Below are 12231 nucleotides of genomic sequence, written 5' to 3'. Positions count from 1 at the left end.
ACGGCCCGATGCCAGGGCCATCCTTCGAACTTGAAATAGCGCATCCGATGCCGCTTGCCGGCGTCGACGAGGCGGGGCGGGGGCCGCTGGCCGGCCCGGTCGTCGCGGCGGCGGTGATCCTCGATCGTGATTGCGTGCCCGAGGGCATAAACGATTCCAAGAAGCTGAACGCCGAAGCGCGCGCCAGACTGTGCGCCGAGATCATGGCCTGCGCGCGGGTGGGCGTCGGGATCGCGAGCGTCGAAGAGATCGACGAGATCAACATCCTGTGGGCGTCGATGCTGGCGATGGAGCGCGCCGTGGCGGCACTGTCCGTCGCGCCCGCGATGATCCTGGTCGACGGCAATCGCTGTCCCAAATGGTCGTACCGGTCGGTCGCGGTGGTCAGTGGCGATGCGCTGTGCCTGTCGATCGCGGCGGCTTCGATCATCGCGAAGGAAGAGCGCGATCGTATCATGATCGAGCATGATGCGATCCACCCCGGCTATGGTTGGTCGTCGAACAAGGGATACGGCACGCCCGCACATCTCGACGGGTTGCGCCGATTGGGCCCGACTCCGCTTCACCGCCGGAGCTTCGCGCCCGTCGCGCAATATCAGATGTTCGCTGCGGAGTAGACGGACCTTCAACTCCTCCATTCGTCATTGCGAGAAATGGACGTTCAGGCGCCACTCACATCCCGGAAATAGGCGATACAGCCGCGGTTGAAGCCCCAGCTGTCGGTCGGGCAGTCATCGGGTGATCCGAGGTTCCGGCGGCCCGCCCAGCGATAGCCGAGGTCGCGCTCGGAGCAGCCGCCACAGCCTTCGTCATAGGCGGCGGGCTGATAATAGTCGTCGCCATAGTCGCCGGTGCCAGGAGCATAAGGATTGTGTTCCAGGCCCGCGGCCACCGCCTGTGACCCGTAACGTTGCACGCTCATCCCGCTGACGGTGGTGGTGCCGCCGACCACGCCCATCAAGATCGCGCCTAGCGCGAACAAGGTTGGGGTGGCGTAGCGACGCACGGTCGGATGCAGCATCTCTCCGGTCCCTTCATGCGCCCGCTCACCGCCGATAACGTGGGCCGAATGACCATGTTCCGGTAAAATCGACGAGGTGAGTCCGCCGCGCCACACCACAAGGGGTTGAGTCCTCCCGGGCCGGCGGGACTCAATATACGGTGCCGGACTCCTTTCGTTCTCTTTTTGATTCAGAATCTACGCGAATCGGTGCAAGTTATTGTTCTTGACCGCAGAGTCGTGAAGATTCACCTATGCGCCATCAGATTGGGGGACCACCGATGGGCGTGATGGAAAAGATCAAGGCGGGGAGCGCGCGCGCCGCGACCCGCGCCAAGGCGAAGCCGGATGACCGCTTCCTGCCGCTCAATGCGATCCTGCGTGGCGACTGCATCGCCGAGATGGCGAAGCTGCCAGATCGCTCGGTCGACATGATCTTCGCCGATCCGCCCTACAACCTGCAGTTGGGCGGCGACCTGTTTCGCCCTGACGGCAGCCAGGTCGATGCAGTCGACGACGATTGGGACAAGTTCGATACGTTCGCGGCCTATGACCGCTTCACCCGCGCCTGGCTGAAGGAAGCGCGTCGCATTCTGAAGGATGATGGCACGATCTGGGTGATCGGCAGCTATCACAACATCTTCCGCGTCGGCACCGCGCTGCAGGATGAGGGCTTCTGGATCCTGAACGACATCGTGTGGCGCAAGTCGAACCCGATGCCGAACTTCAAGGGCACCCGCTTCACCAACGCGCATGAAACGCTGATCTGGTGTTCGAAGGCGGAGAAGGCGAAATACACCTTCAATTATCGCACGATGAAGGCACTGAACGACGACATCCAGATGCGCAGCGACTGGTCGCTGCCGATCTGTTCGGGCGGTGAGCGGCTGAAGGGCGATGACGGGCACAAGGCGCACCCCACGCAGAAGCCAGAATCGTTGCTTTATCGTGTGATGCTCGCCTGCACCGAGCCGGGCGATCTGGTGCTCGATCCCTTCTTCGGCACCGGCACGACGGGCGCGGTCGCGCGGCGTTTGCGCCGTCGCTGGATCGGCATCGAGCGCGAGGACAAGTATATCAAGGTCGCCGAAGCGCGGATCGAGGCGACCCTGCCGCTCGACGAGAGCATGATGCTGTCGATCCCCGAGAAGAAATCGATGCCGCGCGTGGCCTTCGGCCTTTTGGTCGAAAGCGGGCTGATCCCGGCGGGCACCGTGCTGACCGACGCCAAGCGCCGCTGGAAGGCGACTGTGCGCGCCGACGCGATGGTCGCGACCGCAGACGGCAACACTGCGTCGATTCACGGCCTGGGCGCAAAGCTCCAGAACGCGCCGTCGTGCAATGGTTGGAGCTTCTGGCATATCGACGGCCCTAACGGGCTCGAACCGATCGACGCAGTACGCCAACGCCACCTCGCCGCAGGGGAATAGGCTTCTCAACCCCGCTGCGCGATCCTAGGATCGCTGGCGGGGAAGGGGGCTTCACACCATGCGATTGAGGACGTGGGCGATCGCGATCGCCGGACTATTGGCTGCGACACCTGTCGTCGCGGCCAAGCCCTGGTTCGAAGCACGCGCCGATCACTTCCGCGTCTACATGCGCAGTGACGAACCGGCGATCCGCGCCTTTGCGGGCGAACTCGAGCGTTTCGACATGGCGCTTCGCAAGCTTCATGGCTTGCCGACACAAAGGTCCGACGCCGCCAATCCGCTTAACGTGTTCGTCGTCGACGATGTCGACGACTTGCAAAGGATTTGCACTGGGACGAACAGCACGCGCGGCTGCCGAAGCATCATGGGCTTCTATAACGGTCGCGTTTCGGGTTCGGTGGCGTTTACGCCACGCTATTCGGGTAACGGCCGTTACGACCTAAACGCGCAGACGATCCTGTTCCATGAATATGCGCATCACTTCATGCTCGCCAACTGGAGTGGCGCTCACCCCGCCTGGTTCGTCGAGGGCTTCGCTGAATTTAACGCGACGGCGCGTTTCAACGAGCGGGGCAAGATCGATCTCGGGTTGGCGGCGAAGCATCGCTATCCAACCCTGTTACTGGGCATGCAGTTGCCGATCGAGAGGGTTCTGACAGGGACGAGCGCGGGGCTGAACGCCGAACTGGCAGACTCCTTCTATGCGAAGGGTTGGCTGCTGACGCATATGCTGACGTTCGAAAAGCGTCGCGCCGGACAGCTGGAAACCTATCTGGCGGCGATCAATAAGGGCACAGCGAGCCTGGATGCGGCGAAGCAGGCGTTTGGCGACCTAGCCATGCTGGATCGCGAGATGAACCAATATGTGCGACGCAAGCAGATGACCGTCGCCGAAATGCCGATTGCACAGCTTCCTCTCGATGCAATTGCTGTCCGCCAACTGACAGCCGGGGAGCAGGCGTTGATGCAGGTTAGATTACGATCCGAGCGCGGCGTTACCGACAAGACTGCGTCCGCCGTCGCGGCAGATGCCCGTAAACTTGCGGCGCCCTTCACCGAGGATCCTGGCGCGCAGCTTATCCTTGCCGAGGCCGAGTTCGACGCGGATCAAGACAATGCCGCAGATGTCGCCGCCGATCGCGTCCTTGCCGCCCGACCGAACGATGTCGATGCGTTGATCTTCAAAGGTCATGTTGCCATGAGGCGGCTGACGAAGACGAAATCCAGCGACGTCGTGGCGTGGAAGGCGGCGCGCCAATGGTTTGTTCGTGCGAACCGCGTGCAGCCGAATGCCGCCGAGCCGCTCTCGCTATTTTACGCGATCATGTTGGAGCAGGGCGAGAAACCGACCGCCAATGCGATCGCCGCCCTCCAGCGGGCGTTCGAGCTGGTCCCGCAGGATTCGGCGCTACGCTTCCTGTTGGCGCGCCAATATTTGATTGATGGCAAATTGACCGAGGGTCGCGTGCTGCTCGAGCCGATGGCCTATAATCCGCATGCGGCGCCCGACAACTCGGCCGCGCAGTTGATTGCGCTGATCGATAAGAAGGATCAGGCGGCGATCAGGGACTATTTGGCGCATAAGCCTGATCCAGCTCAAAAACCCGACCCGGAATCGGACTGACCATGATCCGCCTGTCGCCCGATGGCCGCCTCTATTTCCGTCCCGCCGCGTTCGTCGGCGCACCGTTCGGGCGTGACGGGCAGGTGGAGCGCTTGGCGGGCGGACTGCTGTGGTTTTCGGCCTATGAGGTTGTCGTGGTCGAGGGCGGCCGGCGCGTCGCCGAGATGCTGGTTCCAGTCGGCCGGATCGACACGTTGCTGGCGGGCTTGTCCGACATGCAGGCTGGCGCCGCGCGCAACGCTATCACCCGCATCACCGCGCCTCGTCCTCCAGTCACGCTTGGCGAGCGCGTGCTTAGGCTCGATCAACCGCAGGTGATGGGCATCCTCAATGTCACGCCAGACAGCTTTTCGGACGGTGGACGGAATCCCGATCCGGTTGCGGCGGGAGTCGCGATGGCGGAGGCGGGGGCGGCGATCATCGATGTCGGGGGTGAGTCCACCCGACCGGGCGCGCAGCCGGTGTGGGAAGGCGATGAGATTGCGCGGGTGCGGCCGGTGGTCGCGGGTCTCGCGAGCGCCGGCGCGATCGTGTCGATCGATACGCGCAAGGCGGGGGTGATGGATGCGGCGCTCGGCGTCGGCGCACACATCGTCAACGATGTGTCGGCGCTGCTCTGGGATCCGCTGTCAATGCCGTTGATGGCAGGGCGCGATTGTCCGGTGGTGCTGATGCATCATCAGGGCGATCCGCAGACGATGCAGGAACGGCCGAGCTACGACGACGTCCTGATCGAGGTCTATGACTGGCTCGAGGCGAGGATCGCGGCGGCCGAGGCGGCGGGGATCGCGCGGTCGCGGATCATCGTCGATCCGGGCATCGGTTTCGGCAAGACGCTACGCCACAATCTGGCACTGCTGAACGGGCTCGCGCTGTTCCACGGTCTGGGATGCCCGCTGCTGCTGGGGGCGAGCCGCAAGCGGATGATCGGGGCATTGTCGAACGAGGCCCCGGTCGAGAAAAGGCTTGGGGGATCGGTTGCGCTGGCGCTGCATGGGGCGGATTTGGGCGCGCAGATCGTGCGGGTGCACGATGTTGCGGAGACGGTACAGGCGCTGCGCGTATGGCGCGGGCTGCGTGACGAGGCGCTGACGCCGGTAATCGGCTAGGCGTTGATCCCGAGTTCGGCGAGCTTGCGGTAAAGGGTCGAGCGGCCGATGCCGAGGCGACGGGCGACTTCGGTCATGCGCCCGTCATAGCGGTTAATGGCGAGGCGGATCATATCGGCTTCCACCGCTTCAATCGATCGGAGGTGGCCGTCGGCTGCGAACGGATCGATGATCGAAGGCGCGGGATCGCGTGCGACGATTGCCGGCATGTCTGCCGCGACCGGCCCGGTTGCGGTGGAGCGCGCGAGATGTGGGAAGTCCGCGCGGGTGAGCGTGCTTGCCCGACAGAAGATCGCCGCGCGGAACAGGACATTGTGGAGCTGGCGGACATTGCCTGGCCAGTCGAACGCGCCGAGCAGATCGAGCGCACCTTTGTCGATGCCAAGCCGGCTCGCGCCGAGCTGTTCGGCGATGCGCGTCAGCAGGCCACAGGCGAGCGCGGGCAAATCCTCGATCCGGTCGCGCAGCGGCGGCATCGTCAGCTGGACGACGGCGAGACGGTAGAACAGGTCTTCGCGAAATCGCCCCTGCGTCACCGCCTGCGCGAGCTTCGAATTGGTCGCCGCGATCACGCGAACCGAGACGTTGCGCGGCATGCGCGCGCCGATCGGCTGAATCTCGCCTGACTGGAGAACGCGCAGCAGCTTGACCTGCGCGTCGAGCGGCAGGTCGCCGATCTCGTCGAGAAAGATCGTGCCGCCATCGGCGATCGCGAATTTGCCCAGGCGCCGTTCGAACGCACCGGTAAAGGCGCCACGTTCATGCCCGAACAGCTCGGATTCGACCAGGTTGGCGGGGATCGCGCCGCAATTGACGGTGACGAGCGGCTGCGTGCCGAGCGGGCTCGCGCGGTGGATCGCCTGCGCCAGCACCTCCTTGCCCACGCCGCTTTCTCCCTCGATCAGCACGGGGGCCGGGGTGGGGGCGACGCGCATCGCGCTTTCGACGAGATCGCGGAAACAGGGCGCGCTGCCGATCATCGACCCGAAGTCGAGGCTGGCATGCGGCTTTTCCGCCAGCGGACGAAGCTCGCCATCGACGCCGCGAGTGGTGGCGTGGTCGAGCGCCGCAAGCAGGCGATCGGGCGCGATCGGTTTGATCACGAAATCGCTCGCACCGGCGCGGATCGCGCTGATTGCAAGGCGGGCGCTGTCCTGCGCGGTCATCACGATGACGGGAAGGTGGGGCCAGTGCTGGCGCATCCGGGCGACCGCGCCGGCCGTGTCGGCATCGGGCGACCAGACATCCATCAGAACGGCGTCGATCCGCTCGCGACCGCTATCTGCGATCTTGAGCGCGGCGGAAACATCGGGCGCACGCGAGACGCGCCAGTTGGCCCGACCCGCCATCGCGGCGATCAGGCTGCCCTGCGCTGGCTGATCATCGATCAGTAGCAGCCCCCGTGCGGGAGCGCGATTTGCCAAAGTCCCCATGACGTCGAAACGCCTAACCCCATACCCCTTGAGCTTTGGTTAAACCGAAATCCGCCATTCCGAAAATGCACTACTGACCAGAAAGCTTTCACTTGAGGCGATCGCAACGCATGGTTAGAAGGCGCCCGGCATATTAAACGACCACAAATTGCGGGGGACATCATGGCCGACAAGGGCGCTCCGATGGATTATAAAGCCCATAACCAGACTTTTGCGGGGTTTGTGACCCTGATTAAAGTCGGCACGATCGCCAGTGCGCTGGTAGGTCTGCTCGTCGTCATCCTCATCGCGCCGAAGTAAGCTCGCATGAAGATCGCAGTCCTCAAGGAGGGCGCGCCCGGCGAAACGCGCGTTTCGGCAACTCCAGAAACGGTGAAGAAGTTCATCGCTCTTGGTGCCGAAATGGCGGTTGAGTCCGGCGCGGGTGAGCATGCGTCGATTGCCGACGCGGATTACAGCAATGCTGGCGCGAAGGTCGGTGACCGGGCGGCGACGTTGGCCGGTGCGGACATCGTGTTCGGCGTTCAGGGTCCGGATCCCGAAAGCCTGGGCGGCGCCAAGGCGGGTGCATGGATCGTCGCCAGCCTCAATCCGTTCGGGGATCGTCCGCGCGTCGATGCCTATGCGGCCAAGGGCTATGAGGCGCTGGCGATGGAGTTCATGCCGCGCATCACGCGTGCGCAGTCGATGGACATCCTGTCGTCGCAGTCGAACCTGGCGGGCTACAAGTCCGTGCTGATCGCGGCCAACGAATATGGCCGCGCCTTCCCGATGATGATGACCGCCGCGGGCACCGTTTCGGCCGCCAAGGCTTTCGTGATGGGCGTCGGCGTTGCCGGCCTTCAGGCGATCGCGACCGCGCGCCGCATGGGTGCGCAGGTTTCGGCGACGGACGTGCGGTCTGCGACCAAGGAGCAGATCCAGTCGCTGGGCGCCAAGCCGATCTTCGTCGAGAACGTCAAGGGTATCGAAGGCGAAGGTTCGGGCGGTTACGCGACCGAGATGAGCGAAGAATATCAGAAGGCGCAGGCCGAACTGGTATCGTCGCACATCGCCAAACAGGACATCGTGATCACGACCGCCCTGATCCCGGGGCGGCCCGCGCCGCGCCTGATCAGCGACGCGCAGATCGCGACGATGCGTCCGGGTTCGGTGATCGTCGATCTCGCCGCCGAAAGCGGCGGCAACGTCGAAGGCGCGGTTTCGGGCGAGACCGTCGTCCGGCATGGCGTCAAGATCGTCGGCGCGAAGAACATGGCCGGTACGCTGGCCGCCGACAGCTCGGCGCTTTTCTCGCGCAACCTGTTCAACTTCCTGTCCGCTTTCTGGGACAAGGAAAAGAACGCGCCGGTGCTCGATGAAGAAGTCGGCGATGCGATCCGGCTGACCAAGAGCGGCGCGGTCGTCAACGCGCGGCTGCTCGGCTGATCACAGGGATAAGGGGACACCATATGGATTTCATCTCGATCCTGTCGATCTTCGTGATGGCCTGCTTCGTCGGCTATTATGTCGTCTGGTCGGTCACGCCCGCGCTGCACACGCCGCTAATGGCCGTCACCAACGCCATTTCGTCGGTGATCATCGTCGGCGCGCTGGTGGCCAGCGCTGCTGCGGGAAGCGTCGTCGCGAAATATCTGGGTCTGGGCGCGGTCGTGATGGCCAGCGTCAACATCTTCGGCGGCTTCGCGGTCACCGAACGGATGCTCGCCATGTACAAGAAAAAAGAGAAGAAGGGCTGAGGCCCGGTGACTTTGGGGGACCAATAAATGCACGAAGTCGCCGCTGCACCCGCCTGGGTAAGCCTCGCCTACCTCGTTTCCGGGGTGCTTTTCATTCTCGCGCTGCGCGGGCTTTCGAGCCCGGCCAGCTCGCGCCGCGGCAATCGCTACGGCATGGCGGGCATGCTGATCGCGGTCGTGACGACGCTCGTCACGCATGAGGTCGCGTCGCTGCCCGAAATCCTGATCGCGATCGCCATTGGCGGCGTGATCGGTTTCGTCACCGCCAAGAAGATCGCGATGACGGACATGCCGCAGCTCGTTGCGGCCTTCCACTCGCTGGTCGGCCTCGCCGCTGTGCTGGTCGCGATCGCAGCTTATCTGAATCCGGAGGCTTTCCACGTCCTCGATCCCTCTGGCCTCGATATCCTGCAGGTCAGCCGGATCGAAATGGGCCTGGGCGTCGCGATCGGTGCGATCACCTTCTCGGGTTCGGTCATCGCCTTCCTGAAGCTCAACGGCAACATGGGTGGCAAGCCGATCATGCTGCCGGGTCGCCACATCATCAATCTCGGCACGCTCGCCGCGATCATCGTGCTGGTCGGCGTGTTTCACCTGAACACGCCCGAACTGTTCGTTGCGATCGTGGTGCTCAGCTTCATCATCGGCTTCCTGCTGATCATCCCGATCGGCGGCGCGGACATGCCGGTCGTCGTCTCGATGCTGAACAGCTATTCGGGCTGGGCGGCTGCGGCGATGGGCTTCACGCTGCACAACACCGCGATGATCATCACCGGCGCGCTGGTCGGTTCGTCGGGCGCGATCCTCAGCTACATCATGTGCCGCGCGATGAACCGCAGCTTCATCAGCGTCATCGCGGGTGGCTTTGGTGGCGACACCGGCGGCGCTGCGGGTGGCGAAGCCAAGGAGCAGCGCCCGTGGAAGCGCGGCTCGGCCGAGGACGCGGCCTTCCTGATGGGCCAGGCTGAACAGGTGGTCATCGTTCCGGGATACGGCATGGCCGTCAGCCAGGCGCAGCACGCCCTTCGCGAGATGGGCGATCTGCTGAAGGCCGAGGGCGTCAAGGTGAAGTATGCGATTCACCCCGTGGCGGGTCGTATGCCGGGCCACATGAACGTGCTGCTGGCCGAAGCCAATGTGCCGTACGACGAGGTGTTCGAGCTGGAGGACATCAACTCGGAATTCTCGCAGACCGACGTCGCCTTCGTCATCGGCGCCAACGACGTGACCAACCCGGCGGCGAAGACCGACAAGACCTCGCCGATCTACGGCATGCCGATCCTGGACGTCGCCAACGCCAAGACCGTGCTGTTCGTGAAGCGTTCGATGGGCGGCGTCGGTTATGCCGGCGTCGACAACGACGTGTTCTACATGGACAACACGATGATGCTTCTGGGCGACGCCAAGAAGATGGTCGAGGAAATCGTGAAGTCGATGGCGCACTAATTTGGTGGTGCGATTTCCGAGTCAGCAGGTGATTTCACCTGTTTCGAAATCGCACTAAGCCACCGCCTTTTCGAACCGAACAAGGAGCGGTCCGACCCGATGGAGTTGGGCCGCTTCTTGCATTTCAGGGCTTGAGGAGCAGCAGTTCGATATAGGGCGCGATCCAGCCGGGGCTGCGCGCCAGAGCCGCGATGGCGCGGTTGATCGGTGACAGGCGGCCGTGGATCGCACGGCGGGCCGCAACCCAATGATCGCCGCTGGCATCGACAAACCGCCCGCGCACGGCTTTCGCCAAGGCGATCGGGCCGAGACCGCGTTGCTCCCCTGGAAGGATCGCGCGGGGCAGCCAGTTGATCCCCCAGCGTCGGCTGTGCAGTTCGATTGGCGACAGGCGGCTTGCGGTGCCGCAGATCAGCAGATGTCCGCCGGGGCGCAGCAGGCGATGGAACTCGCCGAACACCTGCGCCAGCCAGTCGGCGGGCACATATTCGAGCACGCTGTTCGCGACGATCACGTCGAAGCCAGCATCGCGCAGGGGTATCGCGCGCGTATCGGGTACGGGAAGCGTCGTAGCATTCTCGAACCCGTGCCGATCGAGATTGGCGCGGGCGACAGCGACCGTGGCGGCATCGATGTCGATCGCGGTCAGGCGCGCGCCCAGCGCCGCCAGCACCACCGCCGACCCGCCGACATTGCAGCCGAATTCGAGAACGTCCTTACCCGCCGGATCGATGTCGTAGGCGGCGAACAGCGGGCGTAGGTGGTCCCACTCATAATCGGCATAGCCTTCGACCCACGCATCGTCCGGCTTCATCTTCGCCGCGCGTGCCGCCTCTTCGAAACGGGTCTGGGCAGGGGAGGATCGGTCGGGGACGGGGCGATCGGTCATTGCATCCGATCTATGAGCCGACGGAGCTTGCGACGCCAGCGTCCGCGATTGTGCTCGCGCCGGCGCAGGCGGCGCTCGCGCAGGTCGTTCCACAGATGGCGCGTGCCCCGCCGCAGGAAGCCGCGGAACAGCCCGCGCCCCGACAGCGGCTCGAACCGTTCGTCGACCGATTCGGGATCGAGCAACTCGCTGGCGCCGAGCATGTGGGTCGCATCGCTGATCTCGGGCGGATCGAAGGGGACGAGCGTCTTGCCGTGCCCGCGCAGCGCGTCGATCGTCGCGATTAGCGATTTGCTGTGGCTGCAGCCTTCGGCCACCGCCTCACGCGTTGTACCGAGATGTTCGGCCATGAGCGTCTCGCGCAGGTGGCGAATGGCGGGATCAACGTCGGGACATTCGATCGCGATGTCGCATTCGCTGTCGAGGCCCATCGAGCGGTTGTTCATGTTCGATGATCCGACGCGCAGGATGCGATCGTCGACGATCATCAACTTCGAATGAACGTAGATCGGCTTTCCGGCGGCGGTGACAGGCGTGTAGATTTGGAATCGATCATATTTGTCGGCTTCGATCAGAGCCTGCATCAATTCGGCCCGCGCGCTGCCCATCGCGGCCTCCTGCAGCCAGCCGTCGGCGCTTACAGGATTGACGATCACGATCTCCGGCCCGTCCTTTTCGCCCAGCCGGTTCGCCATCGCTTCGGCGACGCTGCGCGACGCGAAATACTGGTTGTCGGCATAGATGAAGCGCTTCGCCGTCGCGATCATGTCGATGTAGAGCGCTTCGATCTCGCGCGTCTCGGTAGTCTTTTCGGTCTTCGGCACCGTGCGCGCGACGGCGATGTCACGGTCCTCCATCAGGACGCCCAGCCGCTCGGGCCAGGGGGCCTTGTGCGGCGTCGGGGCGGGGAGGGTGCGGCCGGTGCCCAGATGCCAACGCTCGCGTGCCAGTTCGCCCAGCGCGACCGCCGCATCGCCGTCGATCGCCGTCGCTGTGTCGTGCCACGCCATATACGGGCTGCCGCCGGGAAGGCGGCGGAAGGGCTGATCATCGAGATGTTCGGGCGTGTCCCAGCGATCCGACGTCATGTCGATCCCGCCGCAAAAGGCGATGCTGTCGTCGATCACGACGATCTTCTGGTGGTGGGTGGCGCCGATGGGCTGGCTGCTGTCGAAGCGAATCTCGACATTATGCGCCATCCGCCAGCGCGCAAGCTGGAGGATCGCGCGCCCGCCACGCAGCAGCATCTTGAAGAAGCCGGCATTCCAGATCAGCAGGTTGATGCGCAGTTCGGGCCGCCGCTTCGCCAGCCAGGGGACGAAGTCGGCAAGGCAGTTGGGCCCTTCGCTATCCTCTTCGCAGGGATCGAGCAGGATGCGCGGGTCCACGTCCCAGCCGACGAGCAGGATCTGTTCCCTGGCGCCCATCATCGCATCGCGGACGATGCGGAAATAATCCGCGGCATCGATGATGACGGACAGCCGGCCGGCCTTCGCAATGCGCCAGCAATTTTCGCCGGGTCGAAAAAGGCCGGGTTGCGTCGAATCGCTATCCATCGGTC

General features: G+C 64.1%; 12 protein-coding genes. 8 read left to right on the top strand and 4 right to left on the bottom strand.

Annotation, left to right across the window (positions count from 1 at the left end):
* Positions 1–8 precede the first annotated feature (8 nt).
* Entirely contained in the window at positions 9–617 is a 609-nt protein-coding gene (locus tag FYJ91_RS01335; RefSeq protein ID WP_149520483.1) for a ribonuclease HII, read from the top strand.
* A 44-nt stretch (positions 618–661) separates the two neighbouring features.
* Here FYJ91_RS01335 and FYJ91_RS01330 read toward each other — a convergent pair whose 3' ends face one another.
* Positions 662–1021 carry a hypothetical protein gene (locus FYJ91_RS01330; protein ID WP_149520482.1) on the bottom strand — a complete coding sequence of 120 codons (360 nt, stop codon included), beginning with the start codon at positions 1019–1021 and terminating at the stop codon, positions 662–664.
* Between the two features lie 260 nt (positions 1022–1281).
* Here FYJ91_RS01330 and FYJ91_RS01325 point away from each other — a divergent pair, with 260 nt between their 5' ends.
* The 3 genes from FYJ91_RS01325 to folP all read left to right on the top strand — a co-directional run bounded on the left by FYJ91_RS01325 (position 1282) and on the right by folP (position 5163).
* The gene (locus tag FYJ91_RS01325; protein WP_149521287.1) at positions 1282–2430 is read left to right on the top strand and encodes a site-specific DNA-methyltransferase; all 1149 of its coding nucleotides are present in this window, start codon (positions 1282–1284) and stop codon (positions 2428–2430) included.
* A gap of 484 nt (positions 2431–2914) precedes the next feature.
* Entirely contained in the window at positions 2915–4054 is a 1140-nt protein-coding gene (locus FYJ91_RS01320; RefSeq protein WP_181008297.1) for a tetratricopeptide repeat protein, read from the top strand.
* Positions 4055–4056: 2 nt separating this feature from the next.
* Positions 4057–5163 (top strand): dihydropteroate synthase, encoded by a 1107-nt coding sequence (gene folP / locus FYJ91_RS01315; RefSeq protein ID WP_149520480.1) that lies wholly within the window; start codon positions 4057–4059, stop codon positions 5161–5163.
* On the opposite strand, the gene FYJ91_RS01310 is transcribed toward folP, so the two are convergent.
* On the bottom strand, positions 5160–6596 hold the full coding sequence (locus FYJ91_RS01310) for a sigma-54-dependent transcriptional regulator (RefSeq protein ID WP_149520479.1): 1437 nt from the start codon (positions 6594–6596) through the stop codon (positions 5160–5162). The two genes, folP and FYJ91_RS01310, sit on opposite strands and share 4 nt — an antisense overlap.
* Before the next feature lie 162 nt (positions 6597–6758).
* On the opposite strand from FYJ91_RS01310, the gene FYJ91_RS01305 reads away from it, so the two are divergent.
* Genes FYJ91_RS01305 through FYJ91_RS01290 form a run of 4 tightly spaced genes read left to right on the top strand, consistent with a single transcriptional unit; the run spans position 6759 to position 9781 of the window.
* Positions 6759–6896, top strand: coding sequence for an aa3-type cytochrome c oxidase subunit IV (locus tag FYJ91_RS01305; protein ID WP_149520478.1), 138 nt, complete (start codon positions 6759–6761; stop codon positions 6894–6896).
* Positions 6897–6902: 6 nt separating this feature from the next.
* Positions 6903–8024, top strand: coding sequence for an NAD(P) transhydrogenase subunit alpha (locus FYJ91_RS01300; protein WP_149520477.1), 1122 nt, complete (start codon positions 6903–6905; stop codon positions 8022–8024).
* A 23-nt stretch (positions 8025–8047) separates the two neighbouring features.
* Positions 8048–8335, top strand: coding sequence for an NAD(P) transhydrogenase subunit alpha part 2 (locus tag FYJ91_RS01295; RefSeq protein ID WP_149520476.1), 288 nt, complete (start codon positions 8048–8050; stop codon positions 8333–8335).
* A gap of 27 nt (positions 8336–8362) precedes the next feature.
* Positions 8363–9781: an NAD(P)(+) transhydrogenase (Re/Si-specific) subunit beta gene (locus tag FYJ91_RS01290; RefSeq protein WP_149520475.1), complete on the top strand. Its 1419-nt coding sequence runs from the start codon at positions 8363–8365 to the stop codon at positions 9779–9781.
* 124 nt (positions 9782–9905) lie between these two features.
* Here FYJ91_RS01290 and FYJ91_RS01285 read toward each other — a convergent pair whose 3' ends face one another.
* Both FYJ91_RS01285 and FYJ91_RS01280 read right to left on the bottom strand, forming a co-directional pair.
* Positions 9906–10670, bottom strand: a complete 765-nt coding sequence (locus FYJ91_RS01285; protein WP_149520474.1) for a class I SAM-dependent methyltransferase — start codon at positions 10668–10670, stop codon at positions 9906–9908.
* Positions 10667–12226, bottom strand: coding sequence for a phospholipase D-like domain-containing protein (locus tag FYJ91_RS01280; protein WP_149521286.1), 1560 nt, complete (start codon positions 12224–12226; stop codon positions 10667–10669). Before FYJ91_RS01280 ends, FYJ91_RS01285 begins: the two co-directional genes overlap by 4 nt.
* Positions 12227–12231: the final 5 nt, after the last annotated feature.

The sequence above is a fragment of the Sphingomonas montanisoli genome (genome assembly GCF_008274695.1).
Taxonomy (GTDB): Bacteria; Pseudomonadota; Alphaproteobacteria; order Sphingomonadales; family Sphingomonadaceae; genus Rhizorhabdus; species Rhizorhabdus montanisoli.
The sequence above is the reverse complement of the archived record's forward strand: the minus strand, read 5'-3'. Positions and strand labels throughout refer to the sequence as shown.

Bases quoted from the DNA above. Each gene is read 5' to 3' on its own strand.
- FYJ91_RS01310 (WP_149520479.1), bottom strand. From the start codon at position 6,596: ATGGGGACTTTGGCAAATCGCGCTCCCGCACGGGGGCTGCTACTGATC.
- FYJ91_RS01285 (WP_149520474.1), bottom strand. From the start codon at position 10,670: ATGACCGATCGCCCCGTCCCCGACCGATCCTCCCCTGCCCAGACCCGT.
- FYJ91_RS01305 (WP_149520478.1), top strand. From the start codon at position 6,759: ATGGCCGACAAGGGCGCTCCGATGGATTATAAAGCCCATAACCAGACT.
- FYJ91_RS01330 (WP_149520482.1), bottom strand. From the start codon at position 1,021: ATGCTGCATCCGACCGTGCGTCGCTACGCCACCCCAACCTTGTTCGCG.
- folP (WP_149520480.1), top strand. From the start codon at position 4,057: ATGATCCGCCTGTCGCCCGATGGCCGCCTCTATTTCCGTCCCGCCGCG.
- FYJ91_RS01320 (WP_181008297.1), top strand. From the start codon at position 2,915: ATGCTCGCCAACTGGAGTGGCGCTCACCCCGCCTGGTTCGTCGAGGGC.
- FYJ91_RS01280 (WP_149521286.1), bottom strand. From the start codon at position 12,226: ATGGATAGCGATTCGACGCAACCCGGCCTTTTTCGACCCGGCGAAAAT.
- FYJ91_RS01300 (WP_149520477.1), top strand. From the start codon at position 6,903: ATGAAGATCGCAGTCCTCAAGGAGGGCGCGCCCGGCGAAACGCGCGTT.
- FYJ91_RS01325 (WP_149521287.1), top strand. From the start codon at position 1,282: ATGGGCGTGATGGAAAAGATCAAGGCGGGGAGCGCGCGCGCCGCGACC.
- FYJ91_RS01290 (WP_149520475.1), top strand. From the start codon at position 8,363: ATGCACGAAGTCGCCGCTGCACCCGCCTGGGTAAGCCTCGCCTACCTC.
- FYJ91_RS01335 (WP_149520483.1), top strand. From the start codon at position 9: ATGCCAGGGCCATCCTTCGAACTTGAAATAGCGCATCCGATGCCGCTT.
- FYJ91_RS01295 (WP_149520476.1), top strand. From the start codon at position 8,048: ATGGATTTCATCTCGATCCTGTCGATCTTCGTGATGGCCTGCTTCGTC.